Genomic DNA, 20,908 nt, shown 5'->3' with positions numbered 1-20,908 from the left:
CTTGCCCCCAAACGAACCATCTAGCGGCCTCCAGAAGGTTTGTTTGCCCCCAAGAGAACCTTCTGACCCGAACCATGTGAGTAGCACCTTATGGCTGGAACCGACATCGTTGAGAGGATCCGCGAAAGCAGCGGTGAGGTGAGGGTGAAAGTTGATGGCGCGGGCGTATCCGCCGCATGGCGACTGCGAAAAAGCTTGCGCCAAATGGCACCTTGCAAATGGCGTCTGTCAAAGGGCGTCTTTGGTGGTAAAAACGCCATCTGGACGCCGCAAAAGGCGTTTTCAGGCGTGAAAACGCCTTTTGACAGATGCCTTCTGCGGGGATGCCATTTGTCGGACACCTTTTGCAGGCCAAGGATCAGACTGGCGCGCGAGACCAAGCAAGACCAAGGCTCAGGCTGGTGCGCGAGGCCAAGAAAACCAGACAGAGCCCAAGGCTGCAAAGGCGCGCGGGCAGCGGAAGAGGTGTGAAAGCTAGAGCTCCTCGACCTGGAACTGCAGCTGCGGGTTGGCAAAGACGTCCTGCGACTCGATGAGCAGCAGCTCCTGGGAATCTGCCTCGTAGGTGTTCTGCAGCAAGTCGAAGACGGAAGACGCGGTGCGCTTGAGCGCTTCCTTCGCATCATGCGTCTCCACGTAGTGGCCGGTGAAAAGCGAGGCCGTGACATCACCCGAGCCGTTGCGCTTGAACGGCAGCTTGGGGGTGGTCACCAGGAAGGCGCGCTCACCGTCAACGGCGAGCATCTCAATCTCATCCTCACCGGTTTCCGGACGCTGCACCGAGGTCACCAGCACGGTCTTCGGGCCGATCTCCTGTGCGCGCTTCACCGCGGCGAGGGTCTGCTCCAAGGTGCCCACCTCGGAATCGGTTAGGTAGCCCAACTCAAACTGATTCGGGGTGATGATGTCCGCGACCGGAACGACCTTATCGCGCAGCAGCGGCGGAATCTCATCGGAGACGAAGCAGCCGGACTTGGCGTTACCCATCACCGGGTCGCAGGCATAGAGGGCATTCGGGTTCACAGCCTTGATGCGGTTCACAGCATCCACGATGGCACCGGCGATGTCCGGGCCGCCCTGGTAGCCAGACAAAATCGCATCGATGCGTGGGAAGGCGCCGCGCTTCTCGATGCCATCCACAATCGCCGTGACCTGGTCTGCCGGGATCATCGGCCCGCCCCAATCGCCGTAACCGGTGTGGTTGGAGAAGTTCACCGTGTGGATAGGCCATACCTCATGGCCAGCGCGCTGAAGAGGAAAGACTGCTGCGGAATTGCCCACGTGGCCGAAGGTGACGTGGGACTGGATGGAGAGGATATTCATAGCTCTCCATTGTGCTACGCCCCACCACGCACCTCAACGATTAGCCCCATTTAAGCAAACGCACTGCCTGTGTTTGTCCGCAACAGACACAGGCGGTGGGCCCACTCACATCCGGATTACAGGCCGCCGCCGGGAACTTCCTTATCCAGCTCGGCACGCTCAGCGGCATCCGGGAAGGCCTTCGGGCCAGAAGGCTTGGGCTGGTAGCTCACGCCACGCGCCGCCAAGTCCTCATACCAGTCCGCCAGCAGCTCGTTCTGCAGGCCGAACATTTCCTTCTCCTCCGCCGCAGTGGTGTGGTCATAGCCCAGCAGGTGCAGGCAGCCATGCACGGTCAGCAGAGCCAGCTCGTGGCCCAGTGAGTGGCCGGCGGCTGTGGCCTGGCGCTGGGCAAACTCCGGGCAAAGCACGATATCGCCCAGCATCGCAGGGCCGGCCTCCACCGCATCAGGGCGGCCTGCGGTAGCGCCCGGGGTGAGCTCATCCATGGGGAAGCTCATCACGTCCGTCGGGCCTTCCAGGTCCATCCAGCGCACGTGCAGCTCCGCGATGGTATCCAGATCCACCGCGGTAATGGTGCACTCGGCATCCGGATTCACGTCGAGGCGGCCGAGGGCGTAGGAGCAGACGTCGATCAGCATCTCCTCGTTGACGCCGTCATAACCGGACTCGTTAATAAACTCGATGCTCATTTCTTCTCCTCCTGCTCAGCAAAGTTATCGTAGGCCTCGACAATGCGCCCGACCAGTTGGTGGCGCACCACATCAGCAGAGCCTAGTTCCGCGAAGTGGATATCCGGCACGCCCTTCAGGATGCGGCGCACCAGACGCAGCCCGGAGACCTGGCCGCCGGGCAAGTCCACCTGGGAAATATCGCCGGTCACTACGATGGTGGAGCCAAAGCCCAAACGAGTCAGGAACATTTTCATCTGCGCCGGTGTGGTGTTTTGGGCCTCGTCGAGGATGACGAAGGCATCGTTGAGCGTGCGGCCACGCATATAGGCCAAGGGGGCGACCTCAATAATGCCGGCCTCCATGAGCTTCGGAATCATCTCCGGATCGATCATGTCCCGCAAAGCGTCGTACAACGGGCGCAGATAAGGATCGATCTTGTCGTTGAGCGTGCCCGGCAAAAAGCCCAGCTTCTCCCCCGCTTCCACGGCCGGGCGGGTCAAGATAATGCGGCTAACCTGCTTGGCGCGCAGGGCCTGCACCGCCTTGGCCACCGCCAAGTAGGTCTTACCGGTACCGGCCGGACCGATACCGAAGACAATCGTGTTCTCATCGATGGCCTGCACATAGCGCGACTGCCCAAGAGTCTTCGGCCGCACAGCCTTGCCGCGGCGCGAGACGATATCGGCCGCGAGCGTCTCGGACACAGACGCCGGGGCCTCCACGGCCACCAGGTCCAGAGTGTGCTTCACCGTATCCGTGCTCACCGGATGTCCACGGCGGGCAATCGCCTCGAGCTCCTCTAAAACCTTGCGTGCGCGGGCCACCTCATAATCCGGTCCGGCAGCCGTGACTGTGGTGCCGCGAGCGAAGAGGTCCACACCCACGAGGTTGCCCAAAACGCGCAGGTTATCGTCCGCCGGCCCCAGCACGGTGGCGAGGTAGGCGGAGTCGAGATCAAACTTGGTGGTGATAATAGGCACGCCCAAAAGGCTACCAGCGCCCAGTCAACGTGCCGATGCTGGCCAAGGCCACCATGCTTGCCGACGCCGTCCGCAACACCTCCGGCCCCAACTTGATCGCCGTCGCACCGGCGTCCTGTAGGCGGGCTAGTTCCTCCGCGCCGATGCCGCCCTCCGGCCCCACCAGCAGGTAGATCGTGTCGGTGGTGTCAAGGTCATTCAAGTCTTTGAGGCGTAGCGTGGCGTCCTCGTGGAGGACCAAGGCGCGGGCGCCAGATATCTCCTGGCATAGCTGGCGGGTAGTCAGCGGGCCGCGCACCGCGGGTACGCGCACTCGGCGCGATTGCTTCGCCGCCGCCACGGCAGCAGATTCCCACTTCGCTAGCGCCTTCGGGGCCTTCTTGGCATCCCACTTGGACACGCAGCGATCCGCCTGCCAGGCAATGATCTCATCCGCCCCGGCCTGGGTGGCCAGGTCGACGGCGAGTTCGGCGCGCTCAGACTTGGGGATAGCCTGGACCACGACCACCCTCGGGGAGGGTTCGGGGAGGATCGCGAGGTCGTCGACAAGCGCGACCAGCGTGTCCTTGCCCTGCGTTTCAGTGATGGTGGCGGTAGCGCGGCGCCCAGACCCGTCGATAAGCACCAGGCTCTCGCCCGGGGTCATGCGCTTAACGGTGACCGCGTGGCGGCCCTCCGCACCATCGAGGCCCACGGGCTGGCCGACCTCAGCGTGGGACAGGTCCGGGTGGAGGAAGACGGGCAGAGACATTAGCGGCGGAACTTATCGCGGAAGCGGCTAAAGAGGGACTCGCCCTGGTCATCCCCGGCGTGGTGCACCTCGGTGCCGCCGTGGCCGGCGTCACGCACCTTCTCCAGTGCCTCGCGGGTCTTCTTATCCAGGTCAGTCGGGACAACAACATCCACGTGGGCGTGGAGGTTGCCAAAGCCGTCGGTGCGCAGGCGCGGCATGCCCTTTCCTTGGAGGGTGATGGACTCGCCCGGCTGGGTGCCCGGCGCGATATCGATGGTGAGCTCCTCGCCGTCGAGCTGCTCGACGGTGCACGAAGCACCCAGCGCGGCATCCACCATGGGCACGCGCACGGTCAGGTGCAGGTCATCGGCGTTGCGCTCGAAGACGGGGTGCGGCTCGGTGTGCACCTCAACGTACAGGTCGCCAGCGGGGCCGCCGCCGTGGCCGACCTCGCCCTGGGACGCCATGCGGATGCGCATGCCATCACCAATGCCGGCGGGGATATTCACCGTAATATCGCGACGCTTGCGCACGCGGCCATCACCGCCGCAGTGGCCACAAGGATCGGTGACTACTTCGCCGAAGCCGTAGCACTTCGGGCAATCGCGGGTGGTCATCATGTTGCCCAACATGCTGCGCTGGACCTCTTGGACCTGGCCCATGCCGCCGCAGTGATCACAGGTCACCGGCTTGGACTTGGACTCAGAACCGGTTCCCTCACAGCGGTCACAAACCACAGCGGTATCCACCTTGACCTGCTGCTTAACGCCGCTATAGGCCTCCTCGAGGGTAATGGTGGTGCGCAGGAGCGCATCATCGCCCGGCTGCACGCGGGAACGCGGGCCGCGGGAGGCAGCTCCCCCGCCGAAGAACTCGGCGAAGATATCGCCGAGGCCGCCGCCACCGAAACCACCAAAGCCGCCGCCCTGGGCCGCGCGCTCCTCCATGGGGTCACCACCCATGTCCACAACCCGGCGCTTCTGCGAATCCAGCAGAACCTCCTGTGCAAGGGAAGCCTCGCGGAACTTCTCCGCGGCCTCCTCATCGCCCGGGTTGACGTCCGGGTGGTACTTGCGCGCCAGCTTGCGGTAGGCCTTCTTAATCTCGGCATCCGACGCCGACTTTTCTACACCAAGAATGCCGTAGTAGTCACGAGCCACGTACTGTCATCCTTCTATATCTCGTTGATACTAAATCTAATCCGACGGGCCAGCTTACTCGCCCGCCAAAATTTCACTCACATAGCGTGCAACGGCAGAGACCTTGGAGATTGTTCCCGAATAATCCATATACGTCGGCCCCACCACACCGAGCCCGCCGAGTGCTGCAGCCTCCGAGCCGGTGCCGAGACCATAGCGCGTGGCCACGACGGAGGTTTGGCGCAGCTCATCGGCCTCGTTTTCCTCGCCAATAGAGACCGATACATTGCCTAGGTCCGGCACGCGGGCCAGCAACTTCAGCACCACGACCTGCTCTTCAAGAGCCTCGATGATAGAGGGCAGGCCCTCGGGCAAGGCCACGCGGGTGAGGTTGGAGGTGCCGGCCATAATCAGGCGATCGGAGGGCTGCTCCACGAGGGTTTCAATCAGCGTCGTCGCCGCCTTGAGGAGGTAGGGGCGGATGTCGGCCGGGGAGTCGTCGACAAGCGCGGCCAGCTCCACCGAGGCTTCCGTGAGCGTCTTGCCCTCCAGAGCAGTGTTGAGGATATCGCGCAGGCGGTGGGTCTGCTCGGGGTCGATCACGTCATCGAGCTCCACATTGCGCTGATCGACGCGCCCATTATCCGTAATCAGCACCAAGAGCAGGCGCACCGGTGAGAGTGCCACGACCTCGCAGTGCTTGACGCGGGAGACCTTGAGGTTTGGCATCTGCACGACGGCTGCCTGCTTGGTCACCTGGGCCAGCAGCTGGACAGACCGGCGCAGCACGTCTTCCAAATCCACCCCACCTTCGAGGAAGGTGAGCATGGCGCGGCGCTCCGCTTTGGAGAGCGGCTTGACGTCGTGCAGCGTATCGACGAACTGGCGGTAGCCCTTCTGCGTGGGCACGCGCCCGGAGCTGGCATGTTCCTGGGCGATGAGCCCTTCGGCTTCGAGCACGGCCATGTCATTGCGAATCGTCGCCGAGGACACGCCCAGCTGGTAGCGCTCGAGCAGGGCCTTGGAGCCGACGGGCGATTGCGAGGCGATATAGTCCGCGACGATGGCGCGCAGGACCTCTTGGCGGCGGGCATCGGTGGAGCTGGACATGTCTTTAAGGCTATCCGTTCTGGCGGGCGATGAAGTCGTCAAAATTTGGCACAGTGTAGCTCACCCTGCCGTGTTCTGGAGCATAGATCAATCCTTTACTAATGAGCTTGGCTCGCACAGGACCCAGTTTCTTCGTGTCTTTACCTAAGATGTCCGCGATGTCCTTGCTCGAGATTTCCTCTCCGCCAACCTTTGCCATCGCGGTCAAGTAGTCCCGCTCGGCTGGAGTAGCGCGATCCCACCTGGCTTGGAAAAACCCGCGGTCCAACTGCTCAATTCCAAGCCGCGCGGCGCGTCGAGCTGCATCGGAATCCATAGGTGAAGTTCGCGCAGTGCGCCACATTTGTGCACCAAATTCCTGGATGAAATACGGATACTGCCCCGATACATTAGCTAGATATTCAACTGCTTCATCGTCAAATTCCACATTCTGTGTCCGCGCAGGTTCACGGAAAGCGGCAACTGCGGCATACATTTCGAGCCTGCCAATTTGGCGCACCTCGAACATTCGCTCTGCATAAGAGCGGGACTCCGCCAGAATCCCTGGCAGACTCGGGAGCCCAGCGCCAATAATGTAAAAAGGCAAGCCCAGCTGCGCTGCTTCATGTTGTGCAGAAATGAGTGCTTCGAGCAGCTCTTCATCAAGGTCTTGCATTTCGTCGATGAAGATTCCTAAAGCTTTATCCTCCTTGAGGAGCGTCGTAGTGATGGCCTCGATCACATCGTGCAGATCAAGCTCGAGGTTTCCTGTTGCCGGAGGAATATCTCCTACTTCAACCCCAAGGTCAATAATGCTTTGTCCTACCGAGAGCGAAAAAGATTTTACGGCCGCAGCAATAAAGTGAAAACCCTCAGATACCTTGGCTTTCGTCCGATAGCGCAAAGAGGCTTTGGCTAAACCTTGCGCTAGAGCACGGCGGGCTCCTTCTCGTCCACGTGCCCCCTGCGAAGCCTCAAACTTAATCGTTAGCCAGTCGGCTTGGTCAGCCTTCCTTTTTAATTGGTTGAGCAGCACGGTCTTACCCACTCCACGCAAGCCAACGAGCAACATTGGACGGCCAAGCAATCCGTTCTGGACGCGTTTGACAAGATTGTCAAACGCATGAAGGTCTCTCTCGCGCCCAGTAAGAACTGTCGGCACGATGCCCGAGCCAGGAGTATAGGGGTTTAAGGCGTCATCCATGCCACTAATACTAGCAATATCGAGAGCGACTAACAGGTTTCTCGACGTGGAGAGAGAAACTAACACCGCTATCAAACTTCCCGACGACAGGAGCAAAACTAACAAATTCCCGGCGGAGCTAACCTTAAGTCCCCATGTCTCCTCGACGTCGAAAGGCCAAGGCCTAGCCACTTCTTCGCAGCTTCGCGGTTGCATCACACAGCTGGTTCTACTCAGATGGTTCAGGTCATACGGTTTACTTGCCCCCAAACGAACCTTCTAGCAGCCTAAGGAAGGTTTGTTTGCCCCCAAACAAACCTTATGACTAGAACCTTTCCACTGGAACCATGTGCGGAAGGCTGAGGACAGGCCACGAGCAGGGTACGGCCGCTAATGAGCCAGCTGATGCGGATCCGGAGGTCGGCCCGCAGGCGGGGCAAGCCCCTAGCGAGCGGTGCCTTCGGCGGTATCTTCGGCGACAAGGAGGTCGGTGATGATCCCATCCGCGAGCAGGCGTCCCGCCTTGGTCACGCGGAGGTGGTCGCCGGCGCGCTCGAGCAGGCCGCGAGAGATGTAGTCAGCCATGACTGGCTCCGCCGCCGGCGCTAGCCAGGACGCGGGGATGCCCTCGCGCAGGCGCAGGCCCAGCATGATGCGCTCGGTGTGGCGATCGGCGGCGCTGAGCTCCTCGCGATCCTTGATGGGCAGCTCCCCCTCGCCCACGGCCTTGATATAGGTCCGCGGGTTCTTCACGTTGAAGAAGCGCTCGTTGCCCAAATGCGAATGCGCGCCCGGGCCCGCGCCCCACCAATTGCCGTCCACCCAGTAGATGCGATTGTGCTGACACTCCCCACCCGGCTTGGCCCAGTTGGAGACCTCGTACCATTCAAAGCCTTCGGCCTCGAGCGTGGAGGAGATCATCTCATAGCGCCGGGCCAGAACGTCCTCGTCCGGAGCCGGAAGCAGGCCCTTCGATACCTTGCGGGCCATGCGCGTGCCGTCCTCCACAATGAGCGAATACGCACTGATGTGGTCCACCCCGGTCTCCAGGGCGCGCTCCAAGGTCAGGGCAACGTCGGCGTCCTCTTCCGTCGGCGTGCCATAAATCATGTCCAGGTTGACGTGCTCGAAGCCCGCGGCACTAGCCTCGCGGGCAGCATCGAAGGCACGGCCCGGGGTGTGGGCTCGCTCGAGCACTGCGAGCACGCCCGGTGAGGCGGACTGCATGCCGAGGGAGAGGCGGGTGAAGCCGGCGTCGAGAAGCCCGGCGAAATACTCCGGCGAGGTCGACTCCGGGTTGGATTCCGTGGTGACCTCCGCGTCTGGGGCTAGGCCAAAGGTGTCGCGCACCCGATTCAACACACGGCCCAGCCCCTCGGCACCCAACAAGCTCGGCGTGCCGCCACCGATAAAAACTGTTTCGGCCTCGCGGCCTACCTGGGCCGCCCCCATCTCCAGCTCTTTCTCCAGCGCAGCCAGATAATCGCTGGTCAGATCCCCTCCCAGCTCACCGGGCGTATAGGTGTTGAAATCGCAGTAGCCACAGCGCGAGGCACAGAAGGGAACGTGAATATAAAGACCGAAGGGATCCATGGGGAACAAAATAACCGACTAAACCGTTGAAGCGGTAGTCTATAGTGCAGATTTGCAACCCCGATAGTGAAGAAAGGCCCCCTTTTTCGTGGAACCTCCGAGTCGATGTCCCCGCCGTCTCCTTAAGGCGGTGGGGTAAGCCGTGTTATCTGCCATCCTGATGATTGTGGCGGGTTTCGCCGTCATCGCTCTCATTATCGTGGCCAACGCGTACTTCGTCGCGCAAGAATTCGCCTTCATGTCCGTGGACCGCACGCAGCTGCGCCAGCGCGCTGCGACTGGGGATAAACCAGCGGAGCGCGCGCTCAAAATCACGCAGAAAACCTCCTTCATGCTCTCCGGCGCACAGCTGGGCATCACGATTACGGGCCTGCTTATTGGTTATGTGGCCGAGCCCCTCGTGGGCCAAGGCCTGGGCCAGCTGCTCGGCGGCGTGGGCGTGCCCACGGGCGTGTCCGTTGCCATCGGTACGGTGACCGCGCTGGCCGTGTCGACGGTTCTCACGATGCTCTTTGCCGAGCTCTTCCCGAAGAACTACACCATCGCCGCCCCCATGAAGACAGCGCTGTGGCTGTCCGCGTCCACGATGTGGTACCTCAAGATCTTCGGCTGGCTGATCCACTTCTTCGAGTATTCCTCCAACGCCATCCTCAAGGTCTTCGGCATCGAACCGGTGGAGGATGTCGATTCCTCTGCCACCACCGATGACCTGGAGTCCATCGTGGATGCCTCCCACGAGGCCGGCGACTTGGATGAGGACACCTACCTGGTGCTCGACCGCCTCCTCGACTTCCCCGAACACGACGTGGGACACGCCATGATTCCGCGCTCGCGCGTGGATGTCATTGAGCCGGAGACCACCATCGGCGAGGTGCGCGAGATGATGTCGGAGAACCACACCCGCTACCCCATCATCGACGATGAGCACAATCCCATCGGCGTGGTGCACCTCTACGACGTGCTGGGCACCGAGCTGCCCGTGGCCACCCCGGCCCGCGAAATCATGAAGGAACCCGTGGTAGTGCCGGAGCTCATGCCGCTTCCCGACGTCGTCACAGAGCTTCGCGACGCCGACGAGAAACTCGCCTGCGTCATCGACGAATACGGCGGCTTCGTCGGGATTGTGACCATGGAGGACTTGGCCGAGGAGATCCTCGGCGATGTCACCGATGAGCACGACCTCGAAGAGACCGAAGAGATCACCGAGCAAGACGAAACGCACTGGATCGTCGACGGTGACACCCCCATTGACGAGATCGAGCGCGCCATCGGCCACGACCTGCCCGAGGGTGATTTCGAAACCGTCGCCGGCCTGCTCATCGCGCAGTCCGGCACGCTGCCGGAGGAAGGCGAAGAGCTCGCCATCGAGTTAGAGGCCGAGCCGGAAGACTGGGTCGACGGCGACGAAGCCCCCACCCGCACGCTTAACGTGCGCGTCGAGGAAATCGACCGCCACGTGCCCTCCGTCCTAGCCCTCGAGCTGGTGGAGGAATTCCCGGAAGGAGACGATGACTAATGACTGATACCTGGTGGTTCAACCCCCTCATCACCATTCTCATCATTGCTGCCTCCGGCTTCTTCGTGGTCATCGAGTTCTCCCTCATGGGTGCGCGCCGCAACCGTCTGGAGGAAACCGCGGAATCCTCCGCTGCCTCGCGCGCGGGCCTTCGCTCGCTCAACGAGCTGACCATCATGTTGGCCGGCGCCCAGCTGGGCATTACCGCCGCAACCTTCGTCCTCGGTGCCGTGACCAAGCCGTGGGTCCATCACCTGCTCATGAGCCCGCTGGAGGCCCTCGGTTTGCCGCTAGGCGTTGCTGACGTCGTCTCCTTCCTCCTTGCGCTTTTCGTCGTGACCTTCCTGCACCTGGTCATCGGTGAGATGGCGCCGAAGTCCTGGGCCATCGCCCACCCGGAGACGGCCCTGCAGCTCATTGCGGTTCCTGCCCGCGGTTTCATCTGGCTCTTCCGCCCGCTGCTGATCTGGATCAACAAGATGGCGAACAAGCTGGTGCTCATGACCGGCGAGGAACCCGTCGATCGCGCCGGTGCGGCCGGCTATGACGCGGAAACCCTGCGCCACCTCGTCGAGCACTCGCGGCAGACGGGCACGCTTGACGACGACTCCGCGAACCAGATCACCGGCGTCATCGAGCTGGAAGCGTCCACCGCCGCACAGTTGGCCCGCGAGCACGGCTCGGAAATCTTGCCGCTGTCTTCCGATGCCACGGTGGCTGAGCTGCACGACCTCGTCGTGCACAAGTCCATCATGCGCGTGCTTGTCTACCCACGCGCCTCGCGCATACCGCGCATCGTCCACGTCCGCGATACCCTGCTGGCGGATCCGGAAACCCCGGTGCTGGAATTCTCCCGCCCCGCGTTAGCGGTGAGCTCCTCCTCCACCGTGCAGAAGACTCTGGATCAGATGCGCGCTCGCAACGAGCAACTCGTCATGGTGGGCAAGCCCACCAAGGACAAGACCGTGTGGATCTTGACCTGGGATGACATCATGGGCCAGCTGTGGCCGCAGATTACGGAACAGCTGGACCAAGCCGCGCCGGCCGCCAAGAACCCGGGGGCCTAGCGCGTACGCGCTAGGCGCCACGCCAAGCAACGAAAAGCGCCACCGAGAGAGGGAATCTCGGTGGCGCTTTCCTTTTGTCCTTGTGTGTTGGCAACAAGGAAGTCTGTGATGCGGCTCCTTAAGCGGTCGTGGCGGCCTGCTTCTGGCGCTTAGCCCGGACGCGGGCGACGACGGCGTCGATACGCGCGCGCTCCTCTAGGAAGGGCGGCGGATTGTGCCCGCGCATGGTGCGCACGAAGGCGGGGTGCGCCTCGACGACGGTGTGGCGCCAGGCCTGCACGGCAATAAGGGAGGATTCACCCGCGCGCTTGTAGAGGTTGGGCAGGGAGACCACGTCGAGGTTGCGGGCCACCGCGTCGGTTTGCGCCAGCACGTACTCCACCAGCTCGCGCAGGTAGGCAGCCACCGCGGCGGTACGGCCGCGCAGGGTTTCTGCCAGCTCGGAGACCACGACGGGCGGGCCGGAGATGGGCAGGCCCTCAGCGAGTGCGCGGGCGGTGAGCTGCTTCGGTTCCTCGACGTCATTGTCGCCGGAGGAGGCAGCCGAGATGGTGCCGGACTTCAGGCCGGAGACCAGCGCCTGGCGCAGGCCGATGAGCTCGCCGACGCAGCGCCCGGAATCCACGCGGGCGTCTTCGACGATATCCCCCAGCTCGGCCAAGCAGTCGAGGGAGAGTTCATCGTCCCAGTCCTCGATGGCCTCGATGAGGTGCTCGATGTAGTCGACGACTTCATCGCCGATGTTATAGATTTCTTGGGTCAGCTCACGGTGGCGCAGCTCGGCTGCGATCTTGTGCATAGGCCGCCCTTCCCGTGAGAACCTCTAGTTGAGGTTTAGAGTTTTTCTGACCCCGCTGACTCTATTAGAGATCCTCGGATTCGGCTGCGCGACACTCCGAAGGAATTCACAGACTCCGCCCAGCCTTATTTCTTGCCGGCGTAGAGGCGCTCGATGTCGGCCGCATAGCGCTGGGCCACCACGTAACGCTTGACCTTCAGGGTTGGGGTGAGCTCGTTGCTTTCCTCGGTGAGGTCCTGGTCCAGGATGACGAACTTCTTAATCCCCTCCGCGTGGGAGACGGTGGCGTTGACCTGGTTGATGGCGTCCTGGATATCCGCGCGCAGCGCCGGATCGGCAGCTACCTCACGCATCCCCTTGGTCGCGGCGATGTTGTGGTCCGCCTTCCAGCGCTTGAGCGCGTCCTCATCCAGGGTGAGCAGCACGCCGACGAAGGGCTTGCCGTCACCGACCACCATGGCCTGGGAGATCAGCGGGTGGGAGCGCAGGATATCTTCCATCGGGCCGGGCGAGACATTCTTGCCGCCCGCAGTCACAATGAGGTCCTTCTTGCGGCCGGTGATAACGAGCTTGCCTTCTTCGTTGATCTCACCGAGGTCGCCGGTGTTGTACCAGCCATCCTGCAGGGCATTCTCGGTGGCTTCCGGGTTCTGCCAGTAGCCCTTGAAGACGATATCGCCCTTGATCAGGATCTCGCCGTCCTCGTTAATGCGCATCGTCGTTCCGCCCAGCGGCGGGCCGACGGTGCCGATGGACTGATCCACGAAGTCCACGGCGGCAGCCGCTGCGGTCTCCGTAAGTCCATAGCCCTCGTAGATGGTCACGCCGATGCCGCGGTACCAGTGCAGCAGATCCTGCGAGATGGCCGAGCCACCGGAGATGCAGTACTTGACCTCGCCGCCCATTGCCTGGCGGATGGCGGAATAGACCAGCTTGTCAAAGGCCTTGTGCTTGGCCTTGAGGACTCGGTTGGGACCCTCCGGGGTGTCCAGTGCCTTGGAGTATTCGATGGCGACCTTCTCCGCGCTGTCGAAGATCGCGCCCTTGAACGCGGAGGAACCATGTGCCTTGGCGGAGGCACCGTTGCGCACCTTTTCAAACACGCGCGGAACGCCGAGAATCAGGTTCGGGCGGGAACGAGCGAACTCAACGGTGATGGTGCTGAAGTCCGCCCAGTGGTTCTGGGACGCACCACCGATGGTGACGGCCAGTGACACCGCACGGCTGAAGACGTGCGCCAGCGGCAGGAAGGTCAGGACGTGTGCGCCCGGCACGGCGATGGCGCCAATCGGGTTGGTCAGCAACCCGCGGGCTTCCGCCAGCCAGTTGCGGTGGGTCAGCATGCAGCCCTTGGGGCGCCCGGTGGTGCCGGAGGTGTACACCAGGGAGGCGACGTCGTCAGTGTGCGTGGCTTCGATGCGCTGGTTGACGGTGTCGTCGCTGATGTCGCGTCCCTCAAACTTCAGCGTATCGACGGCCGAAGAGTTGATTTCCAGAACACGGCGCAGCTGGGAGGGGGAACCGTGCAGCTGCGGGGTGCCGTCCTCCTGCAGCTTCAGGTGCTTGACCAGCTCGGAGTGCTCGCGGGTTTCCGTGATGGCGAGGATTGCGCCGGAGTCCTCGATAATCCACTGAACCTGGGACATCGACGACGAGGGGTACACCGGAACGGAAACCGCACCGGCGGCCCAGATGGCGTAGTCCAGCAGGGACCACTCATAGCGGGTGGTGGAAATGAGCGCCACGCGGTCACCCTGCTCCACGCCGAAGGCGATGAGCCCCTTGGCCACCGCGTAGACTTCCTCGACGAATTCCTTGGCGGTGACGTTGACCCACTCGTAATTCGCCGGGCGGGTAAACAGCACGCCATGTGGGCGGGCGTGCGCCGTAGCCATCATGGCGGTAAGGCACGTTTCGCCGTCCTTGATCTCGAATTCCGCTTTGGTGTGCGCTTCATTCAAAGTCACAGTTGTGTCCTTTCCCACAAAAACTAAATTCCAGCCCACTCTACCAACCTGATTTATTACGCGCGTGGGGAGGGCGTGGCACAATTGGGGGATGTGACTACCCGTGATCTGCTTCAAGAACTTGCCCAACGCCACGGTGTGGCCTGCGAGTACACCGCCCAGAACGGACAGCCTGTGTACGTCAGCGAGGAGACAATCACCTACACGCTGCGCGCACTCGGCGTCTCTATCTCCGACCGTCCGGACGATGAGGAGCTAACCCAAGCCCTCTTCGAGGACTACCTCGCTCGGGCTTCCCGCCCGCTGCCGCCCTGCGTGGTGGCCCGCGAAGGCGCCGAAAAGTCCTTCGCCGTCCACGTCCACGACGGGGATCCGGTCTCCGTCACCATCGAATTGGAAAGCGGCGAGACCCGCCCGACTTACCAGGACCCCAACGATGCCCCGGCTGCCGACGTCTCCGGAACCATGTGGGGCGAGGCAAGCTTCCACGTCCCCGGCGACCTGCCTCTCGGATTCCATAAGCTGCTCCTGTCCTCTCCCGGCATCGGAGAGCACGAGTGCCCGCTCATCGTCGTGCCGAACCACCTGAGCACGGCGGATCGCTACCTTGAGCGCCCCGCGGCGGGTGCGATGGCGCAGCTGTACTCAGTGCGTTCCGAGAAGTCCTGGGGCATGGGTGATTTCGGTGACTTGGCAGAGCTGGCGGAACTGCTGGCGCCGGACTACGACTTCCTCCTTATTAATCCGCTGCATGCTGGCGAGCCGATTCCGCCGGTGGAAGACTCGCCCTACCTGCCCACCACGCGGCGATTCATCAATCCGATCTATATCCGCATCGAGGACGTCCCGGAGCTGAAACTACTCAGCCCGGAACTCCAGGATGACGTGGCCGAGCTGGCCGCCGAGTTCCGCGAGCGCAACCTGTCTGCAGAAGAGATTGATCGTGATTCCATCTTCGAGGCCAAGCTGCAGGTCCTCCAGGAGCTCTTCAACAAGGGGATGACCCCAGAGCGCCGCACCGCCTTTAGCGAGTACCAGCGCCGCGAGGGCCGTGGCCTGCGTAACTTCGCGCTGTGGTGCGCCGAGACCGAGCTCGAACGCCACAGCGGCCGTCGCCACGCGCTGAGCCTTGACGTCAGCGAGTTGGCTGAGTTCTATTCCTGGCTGCAGTTCCTCTGCGATGAGCAGCTAGATGCTGCCCAGCGCCGCGCGCTCGACGCCGGCATGAGCATCGGGCTTATCACCGACATGGCCGTGGGCATCCACCCCGCCGGTGCCGACGCCGTCAACCTGGCGGAATACCTCGCCCCGCAGTGTTCGGTGGGCGCCCCGCCGGATGATTACAACCAGCAGGGCCAGGACTGGTCTCAGCCGCCGTGGCACCCGGTCCGCCTGGCGGAATCCGGCTACCAGCCGTGGCGTGACTTGCTGCGTACGATGCTGGGCAACGCCGGCGGCCTGCGCGTTGACCACGTGCTCGGCCTGTTCCGCCTGTACTGGATCCCGCGCCACTCCACCCCGCTCAACGGCACCTACGTGTCCTATGACTGGGAGGCTATGCTCGGCATCCTCGCGCTCGAGGCTGAGCGCGCCGGCGCAGTGCTCGTGGGCGAGGACCTGGGCACCCTGGAGCCGTGGGTCCAAAACGCTCTGCGCGATATGGGTGTGCTGGGTACCACGATCATCTGGTTTGAGCACGCCGAGGACGGCCCCACCCCGCGCCCGCAGGATCAATACCGCCAGATGGCCATGTCCTCGGTGGGCACGCACGATCTGCCGCCGACGCTCGCCTTCCTGCGCGGCGACCACATCGCGCTGCGCGCCCGCTTGGGTCTGCTGACCCGCCCAGTGGCGGAAGAAGAAGCCGAGGACCGCGCGTGGCAGGAAAAGGTCAAGGACAACCTGCAGGCCTATGGCATGTTGGACAACCGCGAGAGCGAAAAGGACATGCTCGTTGCCCTGCACCGCTACATCGCGGGAACCCCGTCGGCGCTGACGGTGACCAACCTGGTGGACATGGTCGGTGACGTGCGCGCCCAAAACCAGCCGGGCACGACAAAGGACCAATACCCCAACTGGTGCATCCCGCTGTGCGATACCGCCGGCAAGCCGGTGTTGTTGGAGGATCTGCCGAAGCAGGAGCTCTACCAGCGCCTCGCCCAGGCCGCCACGAGGCCGGGTGCCGGGCGCTAGGGCTAGGAGGGGCGTCGGCAAGCACGGCGCCCCTAGCGGCACCTTCCCTTCAGGAAGACCCTCTTAAAAGACAACGCCGACGATGGCCACCACGACGATGAGCGCGATCATCAGCCAGAGGGTCACGCTCACTCGGGACTTAGGCAGTGCGCGTTTGCGGTGGGGAGGCTGCGGGCGCTCGGGGTCCCACAGGCCTTCGCGGTGATCATCGTCAGTCATGTTTCTTTATCCTAGTCGCGGGTGCTAGCCACGAATTCACACGGTCGATACCCCACATCAGCACCCACCCCATGACGGTCGCGGCCGGCACTGCGGTCACGGCGAGCACCGCCATCTGCGCCCACACTGGCGCCTGCACGAGCCATTCCATGCCCTCAGGGTAGCCTGTTGTCCATGAGCAGTGCACCTTTCGACGTCACCTGCCCCGCGGGCACCATCACCGGCTACCTCGATGGGGACGTGGCCCATTTCCACTCCATCGAGTACTCCCACATCCCGGGAGATTTCGACAACCCCGAGCCCGCCCCGCCGCGTGACCAGGACGCGCGCGAACCGCATCCGGAGAAGGTCGCGCTGACCATCACCGCCCCCGCGCCCGGCAATCGCACCGCCGCCCTAGCACCCACCCTGGTCTACATCCACGGCGGCCGCTACGAGCACGGCTCCCACGAGGACCCCCGGGCGGAGGGCACGCCGACTGCGGAGGCGGGCATGGTCCACGTGCAGCTGGGCTACCGCGTGGGCCTGCCGGGCCTGGCCCGCTTCCGCGATGATGAGCCCAACCACTACCGCGCCATCGAGGACCTGCAGCTGGGCTTGGAATGGATCCAGCGCAACATCGAGTCCTTCGGCGGCGACCCCACCAACGTCACCGTCGTGGGCCAGTCTGCCGGCGCTAATGCCGTTCTCTGGTTGTGTCGGCGCGATCACTACCGCGGGGCTTTTCGCCGCGCCGTGGCGCTCTCCCCGGGCTTCCCGCGGGAGAGCTTCGAGGAGCGCAAGGCCACGCTGCGCCAGGTGATGAAGAAGCCCATCACGCGCTCCTCCCTGGCGGCGATGGATAAGGAGGAGCTCGCGGCCGGCTACGCCAAGTTCCGCAAGAAGTACAGCCTCGATATGGCGCTGGGCCCCACCCCACTGGAGTGTGGGCAGCTTGCCGACGTCCCCCTCATCCTCGCCAGCACCCGAGACGAGTTCTACAACATCCCGGCCACGCAGAAGATCGACCGCTCCCCTTTCCGCGGCCTCATCCTGCGCTATGTGGCCCCGCGCTTTGGATTTCCCCGCAATGGTTTCAAGCCGTGGTATCAGGTGGCACAGCACATGGATAAGGACCGCCCTATGGGCCGGTTGGTGGGTGATGCCATCATCCGCCGCTGGGCGGCAGAGGTGGCGGAGAAGGCACCAGGTAAGACCTGGATGGTGGAGTTCACCCGCTCCTCGGGCCCGGCCTTGCACTGCGAGGAGCTGCGCCCGCTCTTTGGGGACACGGAGCTAGCACAGTGGCTGCGGGACTTCGTGCGCACCGGCGAGCCCGGTTTCGAGGCCTACCGCCCCGAGCACGCCATCTGGGAATACAACCTGGATAACGGCGAAAACCGCGTGGCCTATTCCAGCCTGGATTATATCTCGGCGGCCTTCGCCCAGGATGGCAGCCTGCTTTAGGCCAACAGGGCCTCGCGCAACGGCTCGTGGGCCAGCTCCTCAACCATCCACGGGCTAAAGGCGAATGGCGTGGCATCGGCGGCAGCGAGGACATCGCGCACCGGGACCCACGCGAAGGAGTCCACCTCATCCGGGTTAGGCGTGGGTTCGTCGGTGGTCTCAAAGAGATAGACCGGGCAGATTTCGTTTTCCACCACGCCGGAGGAATCCACGGCGCGGTAGGAAAAGTTCGGCAGCACTAAGTGAGGGGTGCCGCTGAGGCCAAGTTCGAACTGGGCGCGGCGCACGACGGCGTCGGCAGTCGGCTCATCCGGCCCGGGGTGTCCGCAGAAGGAATTGGTCCACACACCAGGCCAGGTCAGCTTGGACAGTGCGCGGCGGGTCAGCAACAGCTCGCCTCCGCGCACCACCCAGGCGGAGAAAGCAAAGTGCAGCGGAGTATCCGCGGTGTGGACGGCGGCCTTCTCAGCGACGCCTGCGGGCTTGCCCTCGGGCGAGGCTAGAACGACGAGTTCCGTCATAGATTGAGGTCTCCTACAAAGCGCACGTTGCCGATGTTAAAGCGCGCGTTCCACAGGTTGCCGGGGGCAACGTCATAGACATACTGGAGGTTGGTGGACGCGCCTGCCCCCAGCGGGTGGTCCAAGCCCGGCGCGGGCAAGTCCGTGTTGACGGCCGGGTCATAAGCAATCGGATCCACGGTGGCCCAACCGCCGTTGCCGTCGGCGCGCTCGAGGGTGGGTTCCGGGAGGGCGTCGGCAGGCATGGGCACCTCGTTGAGGTTGTGGATCTTCACCGTGAGCACCGTTCCACCGCCGCCGGAGTACAGGCCCTGCAGCTCATACTCCACGTTGAGTCCCTTGTCCTTGACAGGTGCCGCCAGGTTAGAGGTCACCTCTTCGGCGTCCACGTCTTTAGCCTCAAAGGTCGGCGGCTCCGAGCTGGACACCACGATGTTGTCCTGCGGGCCCGTGTCCGGCGGCTGGAGGATGCTGCAGCCTGAGAGGGCAACCAGGCACAGCGGGGCACACGCTAGGGGGAGGTACTTCTTCACCGCGAATCCTTTTCCATCACGACTTCGGTTTCTCCCTTACCTTAGTCGACGGGTTGGATATTCCTATTAAGGGCGTAACATCGGCCGACGATGAACTCTATTCTCCGCATCGTCCGCAGCGCGTCTGCGCTGTGGCCGTTCTATCTCGGCGTCCTAATCACCGCGTCAGTTACCGCGATTCTCTCGCTGCTGACTCCCTTCATCCTCCGCGAGGCCACCGATACCGTCGTCGCAGGAGGCCCGCTGCGTACCATCCTCTGGTGGGTCGTCGCGCTCTTTGTGGCAGATGCGCTGGGCAACGTGGTGAAAAACATCGGCGGCTATATCGGCGACGTCATGGTGGCGCGCCTGCGCCAGATTCTGTCCACGCGCTACTTTGCCAAGCTGCTCTCCGTGCCGCAGGGCTATTACGACAACCAGGTCACCGGCACCATCATTGCGCGCTTGGACCGCTCGATTGCGAATATCACGCAGTTCCTGCAATCCTTCTCCAATAACTTCTTCGTCATGCTGATCCAGGCCGCGGCGGTGTTGGTCATCACCGCGGTGTACTACTGGCCGCTGGCCATCTTGCTGGCAGCGCTCTTCCCCATCTATATGTGGCTCACCGCGCTGACCTCGGAGCGCTGGCAGAAATTCGAGGCCATCAAGAACGAAAACATCGACGTGGCCAATGGGCGCTTCGCGGAGGTCATCGGCCAAGTGAAGGTGACCAAGTCCTTCGTGGCCGAGGCCCGCGAGTTGGCCTCCTTCGGTTCGCGCTACCGCACGGTGGTGGATACGACGAAGCCGCAATCGCGCTGGTGGCATTCCATGGATACCGCGCGTGGCGCGGCCATGGCGCTGATCTTCTTAGGCATCTATGGCCTGATCTTCTGGCGTACCTTGGAGGGCCACTTCTCCATCGGTGACATGGTCATGCTCCTGCAGCTGGTGAACATGGCCAAGCAGCCGGTGTTCATGATGAGCTGGATCGTGGATGTCAGCCAGCGCGCCATTGCCGGCTCCAAGGACTATTTCAAGGTCATGGAGGAGACCCCGGAGCCCACGGTAAACCCGCAGCTGGTCGCCGCCGCTGAAACCTCCGACGTCCCCGATCTCGATCTCACCCCGGCCGAGCCGCTGCGCCCAACACAAGGCCCGGTCTTCGCCTTCGAGGACGTGTCCTTCTCCTATGAGTCGGATAAGCCGGTCGTCGCCGGCATTTCCTTCGCCGCCGAGGAGGGCCACAAAGTCGCGCTCGTCGGCGAGTCCGGCGGCGGCAAGTCCACCTTGGTCAACCTGCTGCTGGGCCTGTACCAGCCCACGGAGGGAAAGCTGACGGTGCTGGGGCACGACGCCGCGGAGCTTACCGCCGAGCGCCTGCGCGCCTCAGTCGGCGTGGTCTTCCAGGAGTCCTATCTCTTCTCAGGCACCATCAAGGAAAACATCGCTTATGGCAAGCCGGAGGCGACGATGGAGGAGATCGTGAACGTCGCCAAGCGCGCCAATGCACACGACTTCATCGAGGAATTCCCCGATGGCTATGACACCGTCATCGGTGAGCGCGGCCTCAAGCTCTCCGGCGGGCAGAAGCAGCGCGTGGCCGTGGCGCGCGCCATGCTCAAGGACGCCCCCATCCTCGTGCTCGACGAGGCCACCTCGGCGCTGGACACCAAGGCCGAGCGTGCCGTGCAAGCGGGCCTGGATGAGCTCATGAAGGACCGCACCACGCTCATCATCGCGCACCGCCTGTCCACCATCGCGGACGTGGACACCATCATCACCCTCGACCACGGCCGCATCTCCGAAATTGGTTCGCCGGCCGAGCTGGCGCAGTCCGGCGGCATCTACGCCGAGCTGCTGCGTTTGACCCAATCCGCCTCCGCCGCCGACCGCCAGCGGCTGAAAAAATACGGATTTGTGCAGCCCACCGACGAGTAAGGTGGGGCGC

The 20,908-nt window shown here is 63.2% G+C and carries 18 protein-coding genes; 5 read left to right on the top strand and 13 right to left on the bottom strand.

Features of this window, described 5'->3' with window-relative positions:
* Nucleotides 1-474 precede the first annotated feature (474 nt).
* The 8 genes from pdxY to hemW form a co-directional block, all read right to left on the bottom strand.
* Nucleotides 475-1,323: a pyridoxal kinase PdxY gene (gene pdxY / locus HMPREF2822_RS00380; RefSeq protein WP_070519596.1), complete on the bottom strand. Its 849-nt coding sequence runs from the start codon at nt 1,321-1,323 to the stop codon at nt 475-477.
* Between the two features lie 116 nt (nt 1,324-1,439).
* A complete protein-coding gene (ybeY, locus tag HMPREF2822_RS00375) occupies nt 1,440-2,015 on the bottom strand; it encodes an rRNA maturation RNase YbeY (protein ID WP_070513587.1) in 576 nt (191 codons plus the stop codon).
* Nucleotides 2,012-2,977, bottom strand: a complete 966-nt coding sequence (locus HMPREF2822_RS00370; protein WP_070519594.1) for a PhoH family protein — start codon at nt 2,975-2,977, stop codon at nt 2,012-2,014. Before HMPREF2822_RS00370 ends, ybeY begins: the two co-directional genes overlap by 4 nt.
* Before the next feature lie 10 nt (nt 2,978-2,987).
* Nucleotides 2,988-3,728, bottom strand: a complete 741-nt coding sequence (locus HMPREF2822_RS00365) for a 16S rRNA (uracil(1498)-N(3))-methyltransferase (RefSeq protein ID WP_070519592.1) — start codon at nt 3,726-3,728, stop codon at nt 2,988-2,990.
* The gene (dnaJ, locus tag HMPREF2822_RS00360; RefSeq protein ID WP_070519590.1) at nt 3,728-4,870 is read right to left on the bottom strand and encodes a molecular chaperone DnaJ; all 1,143 of its coding nucleotides are present in this window, start codon (nt 4,868-4,870) and stop codon (nt 3,728-3,730) included. Before dnaJ ends, HMPREF2822_RS00365 begins: the two co-directional genes overlap by 1 nt.
* A gap of 54 nt (nt 4,871-4,924) precedes the next feature.
* Nucleotides 4,925-5,959, bottom strand: coding sequence for a heat-inducible transcriptional repressor HrcA (gene hrcA, locus HMPREF2822_RS00355; RefSeq protein ID WP_070519588.1), 1,035 nt, complete (start codon nt 5,957-5,959; stop codon nt 4,925-4,927).
* A gap of 10 nt (nt 5,960-5,969) precedes the next feature.
* Nucleotides 5,970-7,142, bottom strand: a complete 1,173-nt coding sequence (locus HMPREF2822_RS00350; RefSeq protein ID WP_070520134.1) for an ATP-binding protein — start codon at nt 7,140-7,142, stop codon at nt 5,970-5,972.
* Between the two features lie 423 nt (nt 7,143-7,565).
* Complete coding sequence (gene hemW / locus HMPREF2822_RS00345) at nt 7,566-8,714, bottom strand: radical SAM family heme chaperone HemW (RefSeq protein ID WP_070519587.1); 1,149 nt, start codon at nt 8,712-8,714, stop codon at nt 7,566-7,568.
* A gap of 142 nt (nt 8,715-8,856) precedes the next feature.
* Between hemW and HMPREF2822_RS00340 the strand changes: the two genes are divergently transcribed.
* Both HMPREF2822_RS00340 and HMPREF2822_RS00335 read left to right on the top strand, forming a co-directional pair.
* Nucleotides 8,857-10,230, top strand: coding sequence for a hemolysin family protein (locus tag HMPREF2822_RS00340; RefSeq protein WP_070519585.1), 1,374 nt, complete (start codon nt 8,857-8,859; stop codon nt 10,228-10,230).
* Entirely contained in the window at nt 10,230-11,297 is a 1,068-nt protein-coding gene (locus HMPREF2822_RS00335; protein WP_070519583.1) for a CNNM domain-containing protein, read from the top strand. Before HMPREF2822_RS00340 ends, HMPREF2822_RS00335 begins: the two co-directional genes overlap by 1 nt.
* Nucleotides 11,298-11,415: 118 nt before the next feature.
* Here the strand turns inward: HMPREF2822_RS00335 and HMPREF2822_RS00330 are convergent, their stop codons facing one another.
* A complete protein-coding gene (locus tag HMPREF2822_RS00330) occupies nt 11,416-12,096 on the bottom strand; it encodes a hypothetical protein (protein WP_070519581.1) in 681 nt (226 codons plus the stop codon).
* A gap of 125 nt (nt 12,097-12,221) precedes the next feature.
* Entirely contained in the window at nt 12,222-14,063 is a 1,842-nt protein-coding gene (locus HMPREF2822_RS00325; RefSeq protein ID WP_070519578.1) for an AMP-dependent synthetase/ligase, read from the bottom strand.
* Nucleotides 14,064-14,156: 93 nt separating this feature from the next.
* Between HMPREF2822_RS00325 and malQ the strand changes: the two genes are divergently transcribed.
* The gene (gene malQ, locus HMPREF2822_RS00320) at nt 14,157-16,256 is read left to right on the top strand and encodes a 4-alpha-glucanotransferase (protein WP_198530941.1); all 2,100 of its coding nucleotides are present in this window, start codon (nt 14,157-14,159) and stop codon (nt 16,254-16,256) included.
* 63 nt (nt 16,257-16,319) lie between these two features.
* Here malQ and HMPREF2822_RS13435 read toward each other — a convergent pair whose 3' ends face one another.
* Nucleotides 16,320-16,475: a hypothetical protein gene (locus HMPREF2822_RS13435; protein WP_167595632.1), complete on the bottom strand. Its 156-nt coding sequence runs from the start codon at nt 16,473-16,475 to the stop codon at nt 16,320-16,322.
* 174 nt (nt 16,476-16,649) lie between these two features.
* On the opposite strand from HMPREF2822_RS13435, the gene HMPREF2822_RS00315 reads away from it, so the two are divergent.
* Nucleotides 16,650-17,921, top strand: coding sequence for a carboxylesterase family protein (locus HMPREF2822_RS00315; RefSeq protein WP_070519574.1), 1,272 nt, complete (start codon nt 16,650-16,652; stop codon nt 17,919-17,921).
* Here HMPREF2822_RS00315 and idi read toward each other — a convergent pair.
* A complete protein-coding gene (idi, locus tag HMPREF2822_RS00310; RefSeq protein ID WP_070519572.1) occupies nt 17,918-18,442 on the bottom strand; it encodes an isopentenyl-diphosphate Delta-isomerase in 525 nt (174 codons plus the stop codon). The two genes, HMPREF2822_RS00315 and idi, sit on opposite strands and share 4 nt — an antisense overlap.
* Nucleotides 18,439-18,975, bottom strand: a complete 537-nt coding sequence (locus HMPREF2822_RS00305) for a hypothetical protein (RefSeq protein ID WP_070519571.1) — start codon at nt 18,973-18,975, stop codon at nt 18,439-18,441. Before HMPREF2822_RS00305 ends, idi begins: the two co-directional genes overlap by 4 nt.
* Nucleotides 18,976-19,065: 90 nt before the next feature.
* Between HMPREF2822_RS00305 and HMPREF2822_RS00300 the strand changes: the two genes are divergently transcribed.
* A complete protein-coding gene (locus HMPREF2822_RS00300; protein WP_070519569.1) occupies nt 19,066-20,898 on the top strand; it encodes an ABC transporter ATP-binding protein in 1,833 nt (610 codons plus the stop codon).
* Nucleotides 20,899-20,908: the final 10 nt, after the last annotated feature.

The organism is Corynebacterium sp. HMSC062E11, assembly GCF_001811845.1.
GTDB classification, from domain to species: Bacteria; Actinomycetota; Actinomycetes; order Mycobacteriales; family Mycobacteriaceae; genus Corynebacterium; species Corynebacterium hesseae.
The sequence above is the reverse complement of the archived record's forward strand: the minus strand, read 5'-3'. Positions and strand labels throughout refer to the sequence as shown.

Bases quoted from the DNA above. Each gene is read 5' to 3' on its own strand.
- hrcA (WP_070519588.1), bottom strand. From the start codon at position 5,959: ATGTCCAGCTCCACCGATGCCCGCCGCCAAGAGGTCCTGCGCGCCATC.
- HMPREF2822_RS00330 (WP_070519581.1), bottom strand. From the start codon at position 12,096: ATGCACAAGATCGCAGCCGAGCTGCGCCACCGTGAGCTGACCCAAGAA.
- HMPREF2822_RS00335 (WP_070519583.1), top strand. From the start codon at position 10,230: ATGACTGATACCTGGTGGTTCAACCCCCTCATCACCATTCTCATCATT.
- HMPREF2822_RS00300 (WP_070519569.1), top strand. From the start codon at position 19,066: ATGAACTCTATTCTCCGCATCGTCCGCAGCGCGTCTGCGCTGTGGCCG.
- HMPREF2822_RS00365 (WP_070519592.1), bottom strand. From the start codon at position 3,728: ATGTCTCTGCCCGTCTTCCTCCACCCGGACCTGTCCCACGCTGAGGTC.
- idi (WP_070519572.1), bottom strand. From the start codon at position 18,442: ATGACGGAACTCGTCGTTCTAGCCTCGCCCGAGGGCAAGCCCGCAGGC.
- HMPREF2822_RS13435 (WP_167595632.1), bottom strand. From the start codon at position 16,475: ATGACTGACGATGATCACCGCGAAGGCCTGTGGGACCCCGAGCGCCCG.
- HMPREF2822_RS00315 (WP_070519574.1), top strand. From the start codon at position 16,650: ATGAGCAGTGCACCTTTCGACGTCACCTGCCCCGCGGGCACCATCACC.
- pdxY (WP_070519596.1), bottom strand. From the start codon at position 1,323: ATGAATATCCTCTCCATCCAGTCCCACGTCACCTTCGGCCACGTGGGC.
- HMPREF2822_RS00350 (WP_070520134.1), bottom strand. From the start codon at position 7,142: ATGGATGACGCCTTAAACCCCTATACTCCTGGCTCGGGCATCGTGCCG.
- ybeY (WP_070513587.1), bottom strand. From the start codon at position 2,015: ATGAGCATCGAGTTTATTAACGAGTCCGGTTATGACGGCGTCAACGAG.
- hemW (WP_070519587.1), bottom strand. From the start codon at position 8,714: ATGGATCCCTTCGGTCTTTATATTCACGTTCCCTTCTGTGCCTCGCGC.